Source organism: Luteibacter sp. P1_D3, from assembly GCF_056406135.1.
On record NZ_JBFUAT010000027.1, the window covers coordinates 1 to 19845 of the forward strand.

17 protein-coding genes are annotated in these 19845 nt (G+C 65.5%); 6 read left to right on the forward strand and 11 right to left on the reverse strand.

What is annotated here, in order from left to right; all coding sequences use genetic code 11:
* Window positions 1-288: 288 nt before the first annotated feature.
* The 3 genes from AC1DYM_RS16450 to AC1DYM_RS16460 are packed head-to-tail and all read left to right on the forward strand — an operon-like array spanning window position 289 to window position 1628.
* Complete coding sequence (locus tag AC1DYM_RS16450) at window positions 289-1077, forward strand: tetratricopeptide repeat protein (RefSeq protein ID WP_477340121.1); 789 nt, start codon at window positions 289-291, stop codon at window positions 1075-1077.
* Window positions 1078-1095: 18 nt separating this feature from the next.
* Window positions 1096-1230 carry a hypothetical protein gene (locus AC1DYM_RS16455; protein ID WP_477340123.1) on the forward strand — a complete coding sequence of 45 codons (135 nt, stop codon included), beginning with the start codon at window positions 1096-1098 and terminating at the stop codon, window positions 1228-1230.
* A complete protein-coding gene (locus AC1DYM_RS16460) occupies window positions 1230-1628 on the forward strand; it encodes a hypothetical protein (RefSeq protein ID WP_477340125.1) in 399 nt (132 codons plus the stop codon). Before AC1DYM_RS16455 ends, AC1DYM_RS16460 begins: the two co-directional genes overlap by 1 nt.
* A 38-nt stretch (window positions 1629-1666) precedes the next feature.
* Here AC1DYM_RS16460 and AC1DYM_RS16465 read toward each other — a convergent pair whose 3' ends face one another.
* The 4 genes from AC1DYM_RS16465 to AC1DYM_RS16480 form a co-directional block, all read right to left on the reverse strand.
* Entirely contained in the window at window positions 1667-3979 is a 2313-nt protein-coding gene (locus AC1DYM_RS16465; RefSeq protein ID WP_477340127.1) for a DNA internalization-related competence protein ComEC/Rec2, read from the reverse strand.
* A gap of 131 nt (window positions 3980-4110) precedes the next feature.
* On the reverse strand, window positions 4111-4686 hold the full coding sequence (locus AC1DYM_RS16470; RefSeq protein WP_477340129.1) for a hypothetical protein: 576 nt from the start codon (window positions 4684-4686) through the stop codon (window positions 4111-4113).
* A gap of 139 nt (window positions 4687-4825) precedes the next feature.
* Window positions 4826-5932 carry a histone H1-like repetitive region-containing protein gene (locus AC1DYM_RS16475; protein ID WP_477340131.1) on the reverse strand — a complete coding sequence of 369 codons (1107 nt, stop codon included), beginning with the start codon at window positions 5930-5932 and terminating at the stop codon, window positions 4826-4828.
* A gap of 168 nt (window positions 5933-6100) precedes the next feature.
* A complete protein-coding gene (locus AC1DYM_RS16480) occupies window positions 6101-6706 on the reverse strand; it encodes a rhomboid family intramembrane serine protease (protein WP_046969357.1) in 606 nt (201 codons plus the stop codon).
* Between the two features lie 137 nt (window positions 6707-6843).
* Here AC1DYM_RS16480 and AC1DYM_RS16485 point away from each other — a divergent pair, with 137 nt between their 5' ends.
* Window positions 6844-7719 (forward strand): PhzF family phenazine biosynthesis protein, encoded by an 876-nt coding sequence (locus AC1DYM_RS16485; protein WP_477340133.1) that lies wholly within the window; start codon window positions 6844-6846, stop codon window positions 7717-7719.
* Between the two features lie 2 nt (window positions 7720-7721).
* Window positions 7722-8177 (forward strand): YaiI/YqxD family protein, encoded by a 456-nt coding sequence (locus AC1DYM_RS16490; RefSeq protein ID WP_477340135.1) that lies wholly within the window; start codon window positions 7722-7724, stop codon window positions 8175-8177.
* A gap of 582 nt (window positions 8178-8759) precedes the next feature.
* On the opposite strand, the gene AC1DYM_RS16495 is transcribed toward AC1DYM_RS16490, so the two are convergent.
* The 4 genes from AC1DYM_RS16495 to AC1DYM_RS16510 form a co-directional block, all read right to left on the reverse strand.
* Entirely contained in the window at window positions 8760-9593 is an 834-nt protein-coding gene (locus tag AC1DYM_RS16495) for a dimethylarginine dimethylaminohydrolase family protein (RefSeq protein WP_477340137.1), read from the reverse strand.
* 86 nt (window positions 9594-9679) lie between these two features.
* Entirely contained in the window at window positions 9680-9961 is a 282-nt protein-coding gene (locus AC1DYM_RS16500) for a hypothetical protein (protein WP_477340139.1), read from the reverse strand.
* A gap of 96 nt (window positions 9962-10057) precedes the next feature.
* Window positions 10058-10939 carry an NAD(P)-dependent oxidoreductase gene (locus AC1DYM_RS16505; protein WP_477340141.1) on the reverse strand — a complete coding sequence of 294 codons (882 nt, stop codon included), beginning with the start codon at window positions 10937-10939 and terminating at the stop codon, window positions 10058-10060.
* A 14-nt stretch (window positions 10940-10953) separates the two neighbouring features.
* Window positions 10954-12129: a BaiN/RdsA family NAD(P)/FAD-dependent oxidoreductase gene (locus tag AC1DYM_RS16510; protein ID WP_477340143.1), complete on the reverse strand. Its 1176-nt coding sequence runs from the start codon at window positions 12127-12129 to the stop codon at window positions 10954-10956.
* A gap of 84 nt (window positions 12130-12213) precedes the next feature.
* Between AC1DYM_RS16510 and AC1DYM_RS16515 the strand changes: the two genes are divergently transcribed.
* Window positions 12214-12696 carry a YajQ family cyclic di-GMP-binding protein gene (locus tag AC1DYM_RS16515; RefSeq protein WP_046969350.1) on the forward strand — a complete coding sequence of 161 codons (483 nt, stop codon included), beginning with the start codon at window positions 12214-12216 and terminating at the stop codon, window positions 12694-12696.
* Window positions 12697-12703: 7 nt separating this feature from the next.
* Here AC1DYM_RS16515 and AC1DYM_RS16520 read toward each other — a convergent pair whose 3' ends face one another.
* From AC1DYM_RS16520 to AC1DYM_RS16530, 3 genes are all read right to left on the reverse strand, one after another.
* Window positions 12704-15691 (reverse strand): ligand-binding sensor domain-containing protein, encoded by a 2988-nt coding sequence (locus tag AC1DYM_RS16520; RefSeq protein ID WP_477340146.1) that lies wholly within the window; start codon window positions 15689-15691, stop codon window positions 12704-12706.
* A gap of 223 nt (window positions 15692-15914) precedes the next feature.
* Window positions 15915-17462, reverse strand: coding sequence for a putative bifunctional diguanylate cyclase/phosphodiesterase (locus AC1DYM_RS16525; RefSeq protein WP_477340148.1), 1548 nt, complete (start codon window positions 17460-17462; stop codon window positions 15915-15917).
* A gap of 151 nt (window positions 17463-17613) precedes the next feature.
* A complete protein-coding gene (locus AC1DYM_RS16530) occupies window positions 17614-19689 on the reverse strand; it encodes an alpha/beta hydrolase family protein (protein WP_477340150.1) in 2076 nt (691 codons plus the stop codon).
* Window positions 19690-19845: the final 156 nt, after the last annotated feature.

Consider the following 19845-nt stretch of genomic DNA (forward strand, 5'->3'; position numbering starts at 1 on the left):
GCCTACCCTAGACCCACAAGGCAACGGTCTCGGTGGAGGAACAAAAAGGCCCGAAATTCCGAGGCCCCCTGGCCCGATTTGTCCGGAGTCAGCGCCCAAGGGACCCACGCCGCCCCCGGCGGAGCCAGTGCCGCCGACAATCCCGACACCTGCGCCCGTACCACCCGTTCCAATCCCCCCGTCTGTTCCTTGGTTTTTTCTTGTTCCACAGTTCCTCATTCCGCGTTACAACTATAACGATACAATCGCGTTCTATCCCAGCGAGCTTCTAATCTACAGCGAGATCGCATGACAGACGACAAAGACAATCTCTGGCGAACTCTGGCAGCCCTGGAGGATGAGGGTGACGTCGCAGGTTCACTGGATTTCCTGCTGCGTTCGGCGCTCAGCGAGGATCCACGCGGGCAACGCTATATCGGATGGATATACTTCACGCGAGGTGATTTCGTGGTTGCCGCATCGTGGTACCTAAAGGCTGCCCAACAGGGCGACGAAGAAGCGCTAGCTGAGTGTATGGAGTGTGCAATAGCGATGTGGCGTAACGACCTTCATGAAGAAGCCCTTTCCCTGACGGCATCTCCTCCACTGTCGTCTCTCGAAACATTTCTACGATTTTCGGTGTCGCGCTACTTCGACCTTGGGAATAAAGAAAGGCTTCTTGAGTGGTCGGTCCGGCTTGCAGCGTTTGGCAAAGAAGGAGATGTCATGTATGTGGCGAGGCTTCTTCTATCGCGAAACGACCCGGCAGCAGCTGTTCCGTATCTTGAAGCAGCCGCTGAGCGAGGCAGCCCAGCAGCACATCAGCTCCTGGGTGAACTTTACCGGCGAGGCGCGGGCGTGATGCAGGACGAGATAAAGGCGGACCTGCATTTCAGGGAAGGTGCCAAGCATGGCTACATCCTAAGTCGAACCCGTCTCCTTCACTCCGGGCGCGCAATGCGGGGCATTTGGTATTTGCCAATATTTGTAGGTCGCCTTCTGGCTCTGATGGCAAAGACTGTCACGCTGAATTCCATCAACCCAACCGACCCGCGTCTTGCAGACCTGCCGGATTGCAGGCCTCGGCAGAGCAAATAACACGCCGAAAGCGCAAAGATGGCGCCGCGCGAAGCTGATCTCCACTTTCTTATCGAGATGCAGAGTGGTGACGTTATTGAAGCCGTTGCGGCTTCATTTGACTTTGCGAAGACTCTCACCACCACTGTCATCGTGCGGGATATTGAAAAGTAATGAAAATATCTCTTGCCGTGGTTTTTCTGCTGGCTAGCTGTAGCGTACTGGGTGCAGCTCCATGCAACGCTCGTTCAGGACACTCCGACGCCGCGGATGCCATCTTCGACGATGCATCGCCATTACTGAATACCACCATCCAGGTAAGAGGCCTTCTGCACTGGACGTTCGAGAATCAAAACCTCTTCCCGCCCGGAACGAGCACCGATCACATCTCTTCGAAAACTTGCCTTCCTGTACTAATCAGCAGCGACAACCGCGCACTGATTGAGCTGGCCAAGAAAAAGGACGGGTACGTCGTCACCGTAAGCGGCCGTATCGTTGATGTCGCACCTCCAGGAATGATTTCAGTCACCACGTGTAAGCCAGTGGGCATCGAAGTCACCGCCATTGATTAGGTGAGAACGCCCTTTCAGCCAGTATCGATCACAAACCCTCACTCGCGCCAATAACGCCCAGTCGGTCGACGCCATTCCCGGGCAACGCGTGGAAGGACGTCACGAGGAAAGTCGACCCGGACCGCACCGCTCGCGGCGGTATTAAGCACCTCAGCCCCCGCATCCCGATGCCGCGCCAACACCGACGCATGCGGATGCCCAAACCGGTTACGCCACCCCGCCGACACGATCGCCAGATCCGGCTGCACGGCACGCAACCAAAGCACATCGGACGAATGCTTGCTGCCGTGATGCGCCACCGTCGTCACGGTCGGAAGGTCCGACCATAATGCCTCGCGATCCATACGACGCTCGGCCTTGTCGCTGATGTCGCCGGTGAGCAACAGGCGGCCCCCTTCCCCCTCGACGGAAAGCACGCAGGAACGATCGTTGCTCGCGGTCTTGCCTTGCTCACTGCCCGGGACGTCGATGAAACGAAACACGACATCGTCCCAGGTCCAGCTCGTCATCGATGTACACCGATCCGCCGTAAATGACAGGCGATCCGGCTCGCCGGACAGCCTTCGCGCTTCCGGATAGCGATCGACAACCGCCGCCGCTCCACCCGCATGATCGATATCGCCATGACTGAGCACGAGCGTATCGACTGGCCCAAGCCCCAGTGCCGTGATCGACGGGAGCACGATGCCTGCACCCGCATCCCGGCCGCCGCCGTAAGCAGGACCCGTGTCATAGACCAGCGTGTGTCGCCGCGTACGCACGATCACCGCCAGTCCCTGGCCGACGTCGAGTGCCCAGACCCGAAACGCGCCTGTCTTTGGCATATCGCGCGGTGGCAGCAGTAGAGGCAGGAACAGCAGCGCGCCGTAGCCGCGCAAGGGAACACCACGCGGCATGAAGAGCCACAGGGCTCCGGCCGTGGCGAGGACGACCGGCAGCACGCCGCTGTCCGCCACGGTCAGCTGAGCGCCGGGCACACGCGCCAACTGCGCAAGTAGCTGCCACAGCCAGCCGAGCAACCAGGCGGCGCCGGCTAACAGAGGCCCTGCAAGCGATGGCAGGGGCAACAGCACGCAGCCGAGCAAGGTCAGCGGCACCACGACGAAGCTCACCAGCGGTGCCGCGACCAGGTTGGCGACAAAGCCCATCAACGACGTGCTACCGAACAGGCACAGGGACAACGGCAGCAGCGCGATGCTCATCGCCGCCTGCGCGCGAAGCAACTCGCCAATCCATCCGACAAAGCCCCGCGACCGCGGCGCCACGCAGCAGATGAGAAAGCCAACGCCGGCGAACGACAACCAGAACCCCGCCGACAGCACGGCCAGCGGATCGAAAACGAGCACCGCGAGCATCGCAAAGGCCAGCAGCGACAGACCACCCGCGCGACGCCGCGACATCCCGGCGAGCACGACGACACCGATCATCAGCAACGTGCGCACGGTCGGCAGGCCCAGGCCGGCGAGCATGCCGTAGCCGCCTGCCACCAGCAGGCCGAGCAAGGCCTGGGCGATCTGCCTCGGCAGCCACAGCCCTAACAAGGGCCACCAGGCGTAAAGAAACCGTATCGCGAGCACACCGCCGCCGGCCGCGACGCCGACATGAAATCCCGAGATCGCGATGAGGTGCGAGACGCCCGTCGCACGGGCGACATCCCAGTCGGCAGCGTCGAGCCCACGCGTATCGCCCACGGCGAGCGCCTTCAGGATGCGTGCGTCAGAGGCCCCGAGGCGCTCGTCCAGCGCCCGTGCTACGCCGTCTCGCCAGGCATCCACGCATCGACCGGGAGCGATGCGTGCGTTGTCCGTAGCGGCGCGCACGTAGCCCGTAGCGATGATGCCGCGCTGCAGCGCCGTACGCTCCGCGTCCCCTCCGCCTGGGTTGACGTTGCCGCGAGGACGTCGCAGGCGAACCGTCAGTCTCCAGTGCTCGCAAGGCGCCGGCACGACATGCGTGCGATACCAGCTGAGCCGAAGTTTGCCGCGAGCCCACGGCGCTGCGCCATCCACCGTGTCAGGCACGAAGAGAAACGACGCGTCGCCACCCCGTGCGCGCGGAAGATCCGTCACCTGGCCAGTAACGACGACGTCCTGACCCTCCTGCTCCGGGGGCAGGCGAGCTGCCATACCGCGAACGCCCTGCACGGCTGCCCATGCCGCGAACAACGCGACCACGGCGACGTGACGTGCAGGAGACCAGCGCCATGCAATAGCTACGACCAGGCCGACGACCATCGCGACGGCCAACCACGGCACGGCCGGAAGCCACGCACATCCCTGCACGGCGGTGCAGCCAAGCAGTGCGGAAAGGGCGAGCGAAATGATCGAGAACGAGGGAGCGCGTAGCGCCACGAGAAAGGCCGACAGACGGAAGCCCAGCCTAGGCGCGAATGACGGAGACGTTGTCCGTCACTCGTTGTAGGTCACCACTGCGTCGTCATCCCGGCAGGCGGATCACCGATGACCGAGCGATCGTCGCGCCCTCAGTGATCGTCGCGGTTGCTGTTACCACGGTAGTTCCCGCGCACACCCGGATGCCCACCGGCGTTGGGCGGCACTTGCGAGGGTCGATGACCTGCCTGCCCGCCCGACGACGGTGGACGACCGCCGCCCTGCCAGCCACCGGGTGGACGCTGATGATCGCCGCCTTGCCCGCCGCCCGGTGGGCGCTGATGGTTGCCACCCTGCCATCCGCCCGGCGGACGATGATCGCCATCGCCCGGACGGTCGTGCCAGCCACCCGGCGGTGGCGGACGCGGATGATCGCGTCCGTCACGGTCACGGTAGTAGCGGCGATCGTACCCGCGGTCGTAACCCCGACCGCCATACCACACCGAACCGACGGCGATGTTCGAGTAGCCGCCGTAATAGCCCGGTCCGTAGCCATAACCGTAGCCAGGGTCGTAATAGCCGCCAACGGGCTGGACGACCGTGGTCGTTTCCGTGCCGTAATACGCATCGCCGCCGGAGCTACTGCGAACGTAGCCCGGGTCGTAGTAGCAACCTGCGAGCGGCAGGGTTGCCGCGAGAGCCAGAAGCAGGGAATGCGCACGACGCATAGGAAGTCTCTGATGAGAACGACGGTGAGGAACGACTTCGACACTGCGCCCGCGCGATTGAACGCCCGCTAAAAAAGAAAGGGTCGCGAAAGCGACCCTTCCTCTCCATTCAGTCTTCGCTGACGTCAAACCGAGTTGATCAGCCCTTGTTCTTCTGCTGATCGCCGCGCTGGTGCGCCTCGTTGGCGTAGTTGGCCTCAGGCGAAGCGGCGGACGGCGACGGCGGGGTCGACTCGTTACCAGGCTGCGACGCCGGGACACCGTTGCCGTTCTCGCCGGTCGGCCACGACGGCGGCTGACGATCGCGCTCGCGCTTGGCTTCGAGGAGGGCCTGGATGTGCGCGACCGCCTCTTCCTGGCTGATGTGCTGAACCGGCTCGTCGGTGCTGGTCGGCTCGGCCGGCTTCGCAGCGGGTTTCGGCGCCGGCTTCGGACGGGGCTTTCCGGCCGGCTTTGCCTTGGCAACGGGCGTCGGTGCCGACGACGCAGCCGGGGCGACGGTCAGCGGCGGCTTGCGCGGCGTGCTGGTCGCCGGAACGCGCGATACCGGCTTCTGCTCGATCGTGTGCGCGCTTGCGCTGCGCTTGGTCGGCGTGGGCTTGGCGACGGACTTCGCGACCGGCGTCGCCGTGACCTTCTTCGCAGGCGCGGCGGCCTTGCGAGCTGGGGTCTTGCGTGCCGGTGCCTTCGCTACCGGCGCCTTGGTGGCGGCGACTTTTCGAGCAGGAGCCTTGCGGACGGCCTTCGTCGCAGCCGTCTTACGGGCCGGAGCCTTACGCGCCGAGGCCTTGGTGCTGGCTTTCTTGGCGGCCTTACGCGGCGCAGCCTTGGTGGCGGCAACCTTGCGCGCCGGCGACTTCTTTACGGCGGCCTTGCGTGCCGAGACCTTCTTGACGGCCTTCTTCGCGGCGGACTTCCTGACGGCAGTCTTCTTGCCCGCCGCTTTCTTCACGGCTTTCTTGACTGCCGTTTTCTTTCCCGCTGCCTTCTTGACCGCTGTCTTCTTGCCGGCTGCCTTCTTCACCACCGACTTCTTAACGGCTGACTTCCTAACGGCTGACTTCTTGACCGCCGTCTTCTTCACAGCCGACTTCTTGCTTGCCGACTTTCCGACAGCCTTCTTCGCCGCAGCCGGACGGGCGGCGGCCTTGCGTGCGGTCTTCTTGGCAGCGGCGCGAACGCCCGCTTTCTTCGCGACAGTCTTCTTTACCGCGGATTTCTTCGCGGCGGATTTACGGGTAGCCATGCGTTCACTCCTCCTACGTTAGTAGCCGACGCGAACTGCCCCACCGGGGAAGACCCGCGTGCATGCCGGATGACTTGGAAAAGGGTGGCGTTCGATCCGGACAAACGCATGATGTATCAGCTGTCGTCCGAAGTCACATAAATGGTTCGGAAAAATTCAGGTTGCGGGTCAGGAAAAGCTGGGTTGTGACAGCAGCGCGATGAACCGGGGCAGCAGCGAGGGCTCGAGCGCGATGGTGAAAATCACGCCGTAAGCCGCGCCCCACAGGTGCGCGCTATGGTTCACGTTGTCGCCGCCGCGCTTGTCCATGTAGATCGAATACGCCACGAAAAGCACGGCGTAGATGATCGCCGGCAGCTTGACGATGAAGACGTAGATGCTCGACCAGGGGCTGATCAGCACGTAGGCGAAGAGGACGGCCGACACCGCACCGGAGGCGCCCAGACTGCGGTACGAGGCGTTATTACGGTTCTTCATGTACGTCGGCAGGATCGAGAAGAGCAGCGCGCCGATGTAGAAGGTGACGAAGCCCAGCGGGCCCATCGCCTGCGTGTAAAGGCCTTCCATCGTCCGACCGAAGAAGTACAGCGTGAACATGTTGAAGATGAGGTGCGACCAGTCCGCGTGGACCAGGCCGTAGCTCACCAGCCGGTAGTACTCACGGCTGCGCGAGAGCGCGGGCGGCCAGAGGATCAGGTCGTCCATCAGGCGGCGGTTGCTGAAGGCGAAGAACGAGACCACGGAGGTCACGAGGATGATAAGCAGCGTGATCATGCGACGAACAGCGTCCTTGGGGACCGAGCCAGCCCGCATCTTGGCGGTAACGCGCGGCGATGTCGAACCCCCGGGCCCATGCCGACCCGGCGATGGACGGCTATCATGGCCGACCTCCCCCGCTCCCGGCACGACCGATGTCCCCCATTCGTTACAAGCAGCTCGACGTCTTCGCCGCCCGTCACGGCGGCGGTAATCCACTGGGCGTCGTCATCGACGCCGAGGGCTGGTCCGACGAGCGCATGCAGCGCTTCGCCCACTGGACCAACCTGGTCGAAACCACCTTCCTGATGCCCGCGCGCGCCGAAGGCGCCGATTACCGGGCGCGCATCTTCACCCCGACCAAGGAAATCCCCTTCGCCGGCCACCCGACCATCGGCAGCGCCCACGCCGCGCTCGACGCCGGCCTGGTCACCCCCGACGCCGCCGGCATCATCTGGCAGGAATGCGGTGCCGGCGTGCTGCCGATCCGCGTGGAGAAGGAAGGTAAGGCGCGCGAGCTGTTCGTGCAGTCGCCCAAAGCACGCATCGTCGGCGACGCCTCCTGCGCCGGTGAGACGCTGTCCGCCGTCCTTTACGGCGTCAAGCTCGGCGCCCTCGCCCCGGCTTGCGTCGAAGGCGGTCGCCGCTGGTGGGTCGCCGAATTCGCGGACGAGGCCGCGCTGCGTGGCTGGCGCCCTGATCACGCCGCGATCCGCGCACTTGCGCTGGCCACCGACACCCTCGGCCTCTGTGTCTTCGCCCGTTCGGCCGAAGGCCTGGCTGTGCGCGCCTTCCCGGCCGGCGTCGGCATCGTGGAAGACCCCGCCTCCGGCGCCGCCAACGGCCTCATCGCCGCCTATGTCGCCGCGCGTGATACCAGCGGCACGCTGACCAAGGGCTACGTGGTCAGCCAGGGCCGCGAAGTGGGTCACGACGCGCGCATCATCATCCGCATCGACGGCGACGCCGTGTGGGTCGGCGGCTGCACGAACACGATCGTCGACGGCCTCGTGGACTGGACGGACGCCTGAGCATGCAGATCTGGGTCGACGCGGATGCCTGCCCGAACGTGATCAAGGACATCCTGTTTCGCGCCGCCGAGCGCGAGCAGGTCAACGTCACCCTGGTCGCCAACGCCTGGATCCGCACGCCCACCTCGCGTTTCATCCGCTCGATCCAGGTACCGGGCGGTTTCGACGTCGCCGATGATGAAATCGTCCGGCGCGTCGAGCCCGGCGATCTCGTCGTCACCCAGGACATTCCGCTGGCGGCCTTCGCGATCGAAAAAGGCGCGCTGGCCCTGCATCCGCGCGGCGAGATGTACACGAAGGACACGATCGCGCAGCGCCTTTCCATGCGAAATTTCATGGAGGAACTCCGCGGCTCCGGCGTCAACACCGGCGGCCCCGCGACGATGCACCCGCGCGATCGGCAGGCGTTTGCCAATGCGCTGGATACGTGGCTGGCAAAGCGCCGATCCGCCAAATAGAAAGGACCGCCCGCTTCGCGAGCGCATGTTTTATGCGGCGTTCGCCGCCTCACGCTCGTGCTGCTGGGGAGGGGGGGCGAGCGCACCGCCTGCAGACGTCGACGCCATTGTAGGAGCCGACTATGTCGGCGAACCCTCGGGCTCTCCAGTGTGCGAAAGAGGCATTCCGATGATTTGGCGAGCGGTTAAACCGCCTGCACGATGCGATGCACAGCCTCATTCGCAATATGACGGTTGAGGGTTCGCCGACATAGTCGGCTCCTACCGGCGTTGCGCTCGACCCCATGCCACCTCAGTGTTCGCTGCCGCGAGGGGCAAGGCCCTTGGGGCCGCATGAGCTGAGGGCGGCCCCGACTGGCTAACGGAGCGAATGCGTGGCTACCGCCCGCCTCGAAGAGCTGCGCCGGCGGCCCCAAGGGCCTTGCCCCTCGCGGCTTCTAGAACACCCACACGCGTGAGGCGGCGAACGCCGCTAAGGACATGAGCTCGCGGAGCGAGCTATCCGCTTGCGAAAAAGATCCTGGCAACCTGGCTATCGCCGCTGAAGCGGCTCCCACATGAAGCGGCTTCCACACAAAGCGGCTACGCGCCGACGACTTCATCCAGTCGCAACGTCAGGCACTTCGCCGCACCGCCCGACTTCATGAACTCGTCCAGGGCCACCTCGATCACCATGAAACCGGCGCCCTCCAGTCGCGAGCGCAGATCCGCACTTGCGCGGTTGAGGATCACCACCTTGCCGAGGTTCACCGCGTTGCAGGCGAAGTCCAGGGCGTCGTGTTCGTGCACGACGAGTCGGTGGCTGGGCGGGACGTGCTTTTCGATCAGTGCCAGTGAGGGCGCATCGAAGGCGGCCGGGAAATACAGCATGTAGCCGTCCGCCAACGGGCAGAAACAGGTATCGAGGTGGTAGAAGCGTGGATCGGCCAGCTTCAGCGGCAGCACCTCGACATCGAGCAACGTGGCCAAAGCGGATGCCGCGGCCTGATCGGATCGATGGCCGTAACCCATCCACAAGCGACGCGAGACGCCACGATCGAACAGACCATCGCCCGCACCCTCGAAGAACACGTCATCGGGCAGCTCGACGATGTCGAAGCCATGGCGAGCGAACCAGGCGCGGTTAGGCGCTTCTTCGCCCTGGCGTTCGGCGTAGCGAAAGCGGCTGGGGACGAAGGTGTTGCCGAAGACCAGGCCAGCGTTGGCAGCGAAGGTCATGTCCGGCTGGCCCTGGGCAGGTTCCTCCAGGGCGACATCCGCATGGCGCGTCACCGTTTCCCGGAGCGCGTCCCACTGCCGGCGGGAGCGCTCGGCAGTGGTGTCATGGACGTGGTCGGTCATCCAGGGATTGATGACGTAGCTGACTTCGAAAAACGTCGGTGCGCACATCAAAACACGAGGAACGGTGCGTTCCATCGTGGGGGACATCGTTTCTGCCATGGACGGTGCTCGCCGGGATGGGGGAACGAGCCCCCATCATGGCAGAAACGCAGCGCTGTCCGTCAGGCCAGCTTGCCGCCGATCGCGTTGACCGTTTCCGACGAAAAATGCAGTTCCTTCAGGGCTTCCTCGAGCGAATCGCGCGAGTTGGCTTCCACTTCCACTTCTTCGCCGACACTGGCCGGCGAGACGTGCACGTAGCGACTGCCTTCCTGGTAAGCAATGCCTTCGTCATGGTAGATCTGCTTGGTGGCGAGCTTGAAGGTGCCGTCGTTGGACTCCTTCACCGTGACGTTGCGGCCTTCGTGCATGCCCTCGTATACCGTCTTCCAGCTTACCGTCATGATATCCGTCCTCAGCTGCACAGCAGTGTGCGGATCCGATTGTTGCGGACCCGCGGGGGTAATGATTGTGAAGGCTTGCCGAAATCCGGCTCGCTTTCAATCCTTCAGGCGCGCCCGGGCGCCGGCCACGCGGGCCAGGCCGGAGAAGTCCAGCTCACCGTCGCCCGCCGCCAGGGATTCCAGCAAGGCGTCGTGGAGGACGCTGGCGAAAGGCATGGGCACGCGCTTGGCGTCGGCCGCGGCGCGCGCCAGGCCGATGTCCTTGAAGCCCAGGCTCAGCTTGAATGCCGCAGGCGTGTAGGTCTGCGCAGCGATCATCCCGCCGTAGATCTTGTAGATCGGCGAGGCGAACAACGAATTCGACATGACATCGAGGAAATCCGCCGCAGACACACCGTGGGCACGGGTGAGCGTGGTTGCCTCGGCCATGCTCTCGATGGCGGCGCCGATCAGGAAATTGCCGCCGATCTTGACGATCGTGGCGCGGATCGGGTCGTCACCCATCGGCCAGACCTTCTGCCCGATCAGCTCGAGCAGCGGCTGCACCTTGGCCACCGCGTCCGGCTTGCCGGAGGCGACCACGTTGAGGTTGCCTGCCGCGGCGACTTCCGGGCGGCCGAACACGGGCGCGGCGACGTAGCCCAGACCGCGCTTCTCGTGCGCTTCGATCAGTTCCTGCGCCAGCGCCACGGAAATCGTCGCGTGATTGACGTGCACCGCACCCTTGGGCAACGCGTCGAGCACGCCACTATCGAGGATGACCTCGCGTACCGCGGCGTCGTTGGCCAGCATGCTGTGCAGCACATCGGCACCGGACGCGGCATCGGCCGGCTTCGTGGCCACGGTCGCGCCCTGCTCTGCCAGCGGCTTGGCCGCGTCGGCCGAGCGGTTCCACACCGTCACGTCATGGCCGCCCTTGATCAGGTTGCCGGCCATGCCGGTGCCCATGTTGCCCAGTCCGAGAAAACCGATCCGCATTGCGTTACTCCGCGTCAGACGGCCAGGCCGGCGGCGTTGCCGGAGGCCCAGGCCCATTGAAAGTTGTAGCCACCCAGGTGGCCTGTCACGTCGAGCACTTCGCCGACGAAATACAGGCCGGGCTGGCGTTTGGACATCATCGTGGACGACGAGACTTCGTCCGTATCCACGCCGCCGAGGGTGACCTCGGCCGTGCGGTAACCCTCGGTGCCGCTGGCCACCACGGGCCAACTGGCCAATTGTGCGCCGATGTCCCTCAACTCGGCGTCACGGTATTGCCGCATGGGCCGGTTCGGCAGCCAGATCTCGCACAGGCGCTCGGCCAGACGGCGCGGCAGCAAGCCAGCCAGCACCGTCTTCAGTTCAGCCAGGGGACGCTCGGCGCGGCCTTCGAGCAGCGCCTCCGCAGCGTCCATCCCCGGCAGCAGGTCGACACGCAGGTCCGTACCGGGCTCCCAGTACGACGAGATCTGCAGGATCGCGGGACCGCTGAGGCCACGGTGGGTGAACAACAGGGCGTCGCGAAAACTTGCATCGTTCGCCGCGGCCTCGACCGGCAGCGCCACACCCGCCAGGCCTTCGAAGCGCTCCTGATGCTTGCCACTGAGGGTCAAAGGCACCAGTCCCGCGCGCAGCGGCAACACCGCATGACCGAACTGCTTGGCCAGCTCGTAGCCGAAGCCGGTGGCACCCAGGCTTGGAATCGACAGCCCACCCGTGGCGACCACGACGGAGGCCGCGCGCACGTGGCCGAGCGGTGTGTCGCAGCCGAAACCAGACTCCGTCGCGCGCAGGCGGGACACCGCGCAGTTGATCTCGACGCGGACGCCCGCCGCGGCGCATTCGTCGAGCAGCATGCGCACGATCTGCTTGGAGGAATCGTCGCAGAACAGCTGCCCGGGCGACTTCTCGTGCCAGGCGATACGGTGCTTGTCGACCATGGCGATGAAGTCCCACGGCGTGTAGCGCGCCAGCGCGGACTTGCAGAAATGCGGGTTCGCCGAGAGAAAATGGGCCGGTGTCGTCGCCGTATTGGTGAAGTTGCAGCGCCCGCCGCCGGACATCAGGATCTTCTTGCCGGCCCGGTTGGCGTGGTCCACGACCAGCACGCGCCTGCCGCGGCCGCCCGCGACGATGGCCGTCATCAGGCCTGCCGCGCCCGCCCCGATGACGAGGACGTCGTATTCCATGCTGGATTTTCCACCGTACAAACACACATGGTAGCGCCCTCGCGTAAACTTGTTGACCTCGCCCCGAGCCCAAGGACCCCCGCCATGCCCTCCTTCGACATCGTTTCGGAAGTCGACAAGCACGAACTGACCAATGCGATCGACCAGGCCAACCGCAAGGTAACGAGCCGCTTCGACCTCAAGGGCACCTCCGCCGGCATGGAACTGGACGACAGCACCGTCACCCTGAAGGCCGACAACGAGTTCCAGCTCGAGCAGCTGATGCCGATCCTTCGCGAATGCCTGGCGGCGCGCCATATCGACGTCCGCGCCATGGATCTGGGCAAGGTCGAGACCAACCTCGCCCAGGCCCGCCAGAAGATCACCATCAAGCAGGGCATCGAACAGCCGATCGCGAAGAAGCTCATCGCGACGATGAAGGAAGCCAAGCTGAAGGTCGAAGCGCAGATCAACGGCGACAAGGTCCGCGTCACCGGCAAGAAGCGCGACGATCTGCAGACGGCGATGGCGCTGCTGCGCAAGGCGGATGTGGAACTGCCGCTGCAGTTCGATAATTTCCGCGACTAGAAGGCTCTTACAGCCCGGCGATGCGACTGCGGTTGCGCCCGTCGTTCTTCGCCTCGTACAACGCCTCGTCCGCGCGCCCCAGCAGCGAGTTCAGCGACTCCGGCGAGCGCCACATCGCGACACCGGCGCTCACCGTGATGCGGATGCGGTAGTCGCCGTGCACGATCACCAGKGCGGCCAGCGCGTGGCGGACGCGCTCGGTGATGTCCAGGGCATGCTCGGCCAGCGCGCCGGGCAGGCAGAGGATGAACTCCTCGCCGCCGAAGCGACCGGCGAGATCGTCGGCGCGGCACATCGACGAGATCACCCGCATCGTCTCGCGGATCACCGTGTCGCCGGCCAGGTGGCCGAAGGTGTCGTTGACCGTCTTGAAGTCGTCGATATCCAGCAGCACCAGGCTGAAGGGGATGCCGTCATTGGCGGCGCCCTGCCGCACACGCTCGGCCTGCTCGAGGAAGCGGCGGCGGTTGAGCGAGCCGGTGAGTTCGTCGGTGCCGGCGAGGTGGTCGAGGCGCTCGTTGGCGGCCTTGAGGTCGCGCGTGCGCGCGTCGACCTGGGCTTGCAGCAACTCCGCGCGCCGACGCAGATAAAGCGTGCGTAGCGAAACCAGGCCGAAGAACGCGGCGACGGCCAGCGCCACCGCGGCCAGCAGGGTCCAGGGGCTTTCGTACCAGCGCGGGGTGACATCGACGCGGACCGACGTTTCGACCGTGCGGGCGTCGAGCCCACGCATCGTCGCCCGCAGGCGCAGCGTGTACGTCCCGCTGGCGAGATTCGTATAGATCGCACTGGGCGGGATGCCGCGCGCCACTTCGTTCCAGCCCGTATCCGCATCGTCCATGCGGTAGGCGTAATGCGTTTCCATCGGTGCCCGGTAGTCGAGCAAGGCGAAATCCACGCGCAGGTTGCGACCGTCGCCACCGATGGTGATCCGGCCGCCGTCTTCGGGCATGTCCGCCAGCGGCAAGGGCTTGTCGTTGACGCTCACGTGGGTCACGGCCATGCGTGGCGGCACGATCTGCGGCGCCACCCAGTACGGACGAATCACGGTAAGGCCACCGAGGCCGCCGAACATCAGCTCACCACCGGGGGCCTCCGCCGCCGCGCGGTGGATATAGCTGGGAATGCGCAGGCCGTCGCGAATGCCAAGGTCCAGGACACGATGGCTGGCGGTGTCGACCATGGCCACGCCATTGGCCATGGATGCCCAGACGCGATCGTCGTGGTCGACCAGCAGCGCGTTGATCTTGCTGTTGACCAGGCCCTCACGGGCGCCGATCAACCCGAACCGGAACGGTCCATGCGGATTGAAAGTGTCCAGGTAGGCAATGCCACCGAACGTGCCCAGCCACAGGCGATGGTGTGAATCGAACACCATGGAGCCGGTGTAATCCTGCGGCAGGCTGGTCGGATCGGCGGGATCGTGACGCAGGTTCACGAAGCCCTTCTGGCCGTCATAGGCGATGCTGATGCCGCTGATCGTGGCAAACCACCAGGCGTCGGGCATGCGCACGATGTGGCGCACCTGATCGCCCACGATGCTGGCCGGATCAGCGGCATCGTGGCGCATCTGGATGAGCTTGCCGGTGACCGTGTCGTACTGGAACAGGCCGTCGTAACCGCCGATCAGGATTTCGTTGCCGTTGCGCTGCATCGACAGGATCAACCGGCCATCGAGACGCGGAATCATCGAGCTTTGCAGGGCGAACGTATCCGGATCGATGCGTGAGATACCTTGCGCACCGGCCCAGATGGAGCCGTCCGGCGCGACGACAAACGCCTGCACGTCGCGCTCGGCCTGCTCACCGCCAAGCTGCAGGTGGCGCATCGTGCCCCTGCCCAGGTCGAGCACGTCGATGCGACCCATGCCCAGGCCCAGCCACACCCGGCCACGCGGATCGACGAACACGGAGTGCACGTTGGCATTGGACAAGGTATGCGACTGCAGGGGCGATGGCAGGACGGAAAACACCTTGCGCCCGTTCGGATCGTAGTGCGCCGCACCGAGTTCGGTGGCGACCCAGATGTTGCCGGTGCTGTCCTGGAAGATGTCGCGCGTGATGTCCCCCGGCAGCGACGAAGGCATGGCGGCATCGTGGCTCAGGATCCGCAGCTGGTGGGTGTTGAAGTCGTAGGTGACCACGCCCGCGCCGTCCGTCGCGGCCCAGAGCACATGTTGCGGCGTTTCGTGGAAGGCACGCACCGTACGCCGGCGGGCCATGCCGTTCTTGCCGGAGAAGCCGGGGACCAGTTGCGCATGTCCCTGGGCGTCGACGTAGACGGCACCGGACTGGCCGGTACCGACCCACAGCCGCGACTGACTGTCCTGGAACAGGGCCCATACCTGGTCGTGGAGGATCTCGTCGATGGCCGGATCGCTCGAGACCACGCGCTGGAACCGCTCGCCCGGACGGCGCACGAACAGGCCGTTGTCCGCGCCTGCCCAGAGGTTGCCCGCCTTGTCTTCGGCGACGACGAAGGTGCGTGCGAGCATGTCCTTCGCATCGCCGGGCTGGCCGGATTCGTGGGTGATCTTGCCCGTGCCCACGTCGACGCGATCGATACCGCTCTCGGTGGCAATCCAGAACACGTTGCGCTCGCGGGCGCGTGCGATCGCGAAGATCTTTCCGTTCGACGTACCACCGGGGCCGACCGGATAGACGTGGAAACGCGTCGTCACCGGATCGAAGCGCACGAGGCCGCCGGCGTTGGTGCCGATCAGCAAGCCACCGTCGGCCAGCGGCATGAGGTCGCGCACGTAAGCGTCCGGCAGCACCGCTCCCGCATACGCGTCGGGTTCCTGGCCGAACACCTGCATCCGGTAGCCATCGTAACGGGCCAGGCCACCGAAGGTGCCGATCCAGATCACCCCGCGCGTGTCCTGCACGATCGAGGTGGTGGTCGAGTGCGGCAGACCGTCGGCCACACCGACGGTGTCGAACCAGGCCGTCTCGTAGACGGCCCACGGGTCGAGGCCGACGGTGGCCGGAGGCATCGCCGCTGAAGCGGCTCCCACAAGCGCAGCTACAGGTGCTGCTGGGGAGCTTTGTGTAGGAGCCGGCTGTGCCGGCGATGGGGCTGGCGGCGCACTGGCTATCGCCGCTGAAGCGGCTCCCGCTGAAGCGGCTCCCGCAAAAGCGAGCGCGGCCGCACATGCGAGCGCCCCCACAAGAATGCCAGCGCGCAGGCGCGAGGAACGCTTGCGGCGCGGCCGTGCGTCAGCCTGCATAGACCAGCGACGGATCGAGATAGCGGCGGAATGCGTCGGGCGTCATCGGGCGGGCGAAGAAGTAGCCCTGCCCCACGTCGCAACCAAGCTCGCGCAGCCAGTCGGCCTGGGCTTCGGTTTCGACGCCTTCGGCGATGGTGCGCATGTTGAGTTTCTTGGCCAGGCCGACGATCGCTTCGGTGATCTCGCGGTCGACGAGGTTGAGGCCGCTGCCGCGCACGAAGGACTGATCGATCTTGATCGTGCCGACGGGCAGCTCGCGAAGATGGCCGAGGTTCCAGTACCCGGCGCCAAAGTCGTCGATCAGCAGGTCGAAACCGTGCGAACGCAGCTTGACCAGCTGGCGCAGGGTTTCCTCCGGCTCGCGCATGGCCGTGGACTCGGTCAGCTCGAAACGGATGCRCATCGGATCCACGCCGTAGGAGCGCACCGTGCGGGCCAGCGTCTCGACGAAGGCCGGGCGACTGAGTTCGTGCATCGAAAGGTTGATGGCGACATAGTCGACGTGGGTGCCCGTGTCATCCCACAGCTTTACCTGCGCCAGCACCGAGCGCAGTACGAACTCGCCCAGCGCGTGGATGAGCGCGGAGCGCTCGGCAATCGCAACGAAGATCGCAGGCGGCACGTCGCCGCGCGTGGGATGGTGCCAGCGCGCCAAGGCTTCGACACCCGCCAGCGTACCGTCGCGCAAATTGCGCTTGGGCTGGTATTCCACGTCCAATTCGCCGCGCTGCAGGGCTTCGCGCAGTTCCACCGTAAGGGCGAGGCGCTCGCGTGCCTGCTCGAGCATGCCCTCTTCGTAGAAGCGGAAATCGGCCTTGCCGGTTTCCTTTACCGCGTACATGGCGGCGTCGGCATTGCGGATGAGGGTTTCGGCGACGTCGCCATCGCGCGGCGCCACGGCGATACCGATGCTCGGGCTCACGGCGACGAACTGGCCGGCGACGTTCACCGGCTGCGACACCAGGTCGAGCACCTTGCGGCAGACCCGCACGAGGTTCTCCAGGCCGCCGTACGCCTGCACCACGACGACGAACTCGTCGCCGCCGAAGCGCGACACCACGTCGCGCTCGCGGACACTGCTGCGCAGCGACGTGGCCACCGCACGCAGGAAGGCATCGCCGGCCTCGTGGCCCAGCGTATCGTTGATCGACTTGAAGCCGTCGAGATCGATGAACAGCACAGCCAGCGACTTCGTCTCCGTCGAGGCCAGCGCCTGCTCCAGCTYCTGCATCAGGTAGGCGCGGTTGGGCAGCCCGGTGAGGGTGTCGTGGTAAGCGTGGAAGGCGAGCGCGCGGCGGGCCTGCTCGCGCGGGTCTTTCAGGCGGGCATGAAGACGGCGGCGCTGGGTATAGAGCCAGCCGATGACCAGGCCGGCCAGCGCGCTGACCACGAGAAGGGCGACCAGCCAGCCGAGACCGGCACCGACGGTGCTGAAACCCGAGCAGCGGTCGCCCTCGCCGGACCCGATGAGGGACCAGCGAGCGCACTTCGCTATCGCCAGGTCGAGGCCGGCGTCGCTACGATTTGTCAGCACGCCACGCTCCGGCCCTGCACAAGACGTTTCCCTTGGGAGTATCGGCCACCACCGCCCCCGACTTTAGAGTCGAAACCAAGCCGAATGATGATGGGTCGGCGGAAAAACGCAATCCATGATGGTCTTTCAGTCAACCACCGTTGGGGAAGCGCTACTTCCCGCTGGCTGGGAGGTAACGGTCGAACCAGGCAAGGGCCCGGGCCAGCACGTCACGCCGGCTGGCGTCGCGCGCAAAACCGTGCCCCTCACCCGGATACACCACCAGCGAGGTCGGCACGTTCTGGGCGCGCAGCGCGTGCCAGAACTCGAACGACTGCGGCGCCGGGGTTTCGGCATCGCGCTCGCCCACGACGATCAGGGTCGGCGTCCGCACTTCCTTGATGAAGTTGATCGCCGAGCTCTTCGCGTAGACGCCCGGATCGTCGTACACCGAGGCACCGAAGTACGGCTTCATCCACTGGTCGATCAGGTTCTGGCCGTAGTAACTCTGCCAGTTCGAGATCCCTGCACCGGCGACCGCCGCGCTGAAACGATGGGTCTGCGTCACCGCGAACATGGTCATGAAGCCGCCGTAGCTCCAGCCGGTGAGGCCGAGCCGCTTGTCGTCGACGGGGTGGGTTTTTTCGATGCTATCGACGCCGGCGAGCACATCGCGCAGGTCGCCGTAACCGAAATCCTTGCGGTTGGCCTGGACGAACGCCGCACCCTGGCCATAGCTGCCGCGCGGGTTCGGCATGAAGACGAAATAACCGAGCGCCGACAGCGGCGCGCCACCGTAGCCCGCACCCGGCCAGCGCGGCGTCACGGCGGCCGCGGGACCGCCGTGGATCGACACGATCATGCCGTAGTGCTTCTTCGGGCTGTAGTTGGCCGGGTACAGCAGCCAGCCCTGCACGTTCTGCCCTTCGTTCTTCCAGGTAATGGATTCGGCCTTGCCCCACGACGGTTTCAAGCCGGCGTTGAACGTGGTGACTGCGGCAGGCGTGGCCTTCCCATCGAGGCTGGCGACGTGCACTTCGTAAGGCTGGTCGAACGAGCTGGCCGTGAAGGCCGCCTTGCTGGCATCGGTCGTGAGCGACACGGACATCGACAGGCGACCGTCCCCGATCGTCATCGGCACTTCGAACAGGGTCGTCGCGGAGGCCTCACCATTGGCCGAAAGCGCATAACGCGACACCCGGCTGGCGCCAGCGGCGGCTTCGGAAACGAGCAGTTCGTCCGCACCCGTCCAGGCGATCCAGGCGGGTGTCGTGGTGATGCCCGGCGTCACGTCGACCGGCGCGGCGCCGCCGGCGCTGGGCACCGTCCAGATGTCGCCACCGGTGGAGCCCTGGTCGCTCATCAGGCCGCCGATGAAGGCGATGCGCGAACCGTCCGGCGAGAAACGCGGCACGGCCATCTGCAGGTCCTTGAGCGGACCGGTGAGAGTCGCGGTGTCGACCACCGTAACCGGCTTGCCCTTGGCGGTCGGCGCGGCCGGCTGGACGTAGAGCTTGGCGACCCACCAGTTGTTGTCGCCCGGCGGTTCGGCCGCGACATAGGCGATGCGGCGGCTGTCCGCCGCGAAGCTGAATTCATAGACGTGCAAGCCCGCCGGGGTCAGCGTCGTCACCGCGCCACCCGCGGCCTCGACCATGGCGACCTGCTGGATCTCGATGCCTTCGACGCCGACTTCGCCGGTCTGCACTTTCGCCGCGGCGGTCGCGCTGGACCGGCGGGTGGCATTGGGCACATAGAGGAAGGCGAGCGCCTTGCCGTCCGGACGCCATTCCAGGCCGTCGATGTAACCGGTGAGGCGGGTCAGGCGCTGCGGCGCGGCCTTGCCGGCGATGTCGACCACGTTGATGTCGTTCTGCTTGCCCTCTTCCACGCCCGGCGCCTTGCCGGCGCAGTCGGTGAGGAAGGCCAGGTGGCGCGAGTCCGGCGCCCAGCTGACGCCGATCTCGCTGCAGCCGTTCGACTTGGTGATGCGGTGCGCGTTGCGCCCATCGGCGTCGGCGACTTCGATCACCGGCTTGCCGTTGGTCTTCACGGCCCATGCGAGGTGCTTGCCATCCGGCGACAGGGCCACGGATTCGACGGTGCGGACCTTGCCCAGCGAGTCGAGGATCGCGGCGATGCGCGGATCCGCGGGCTTCGCTGCGTCGCCGGCCTTCGCGGCGGTATCGGCCTGCGCAACGCCCGCACAGGCAAGCGCCACGGCGGCGGCAATCCACTTCGTACGCATAGGTGACCCTGAATCTGAATGGGGAGGACGAAAACTAGCACGTCCGTTCAGGTTCGGGCGAGCGTCGGGCAAAGCATCGCCGATGAATCGGCTCCTACCGGAGCAGGCCGCCTCCCATGCAGGAGCCGATTCATCGGCGATAACCAGGTCGCCTCA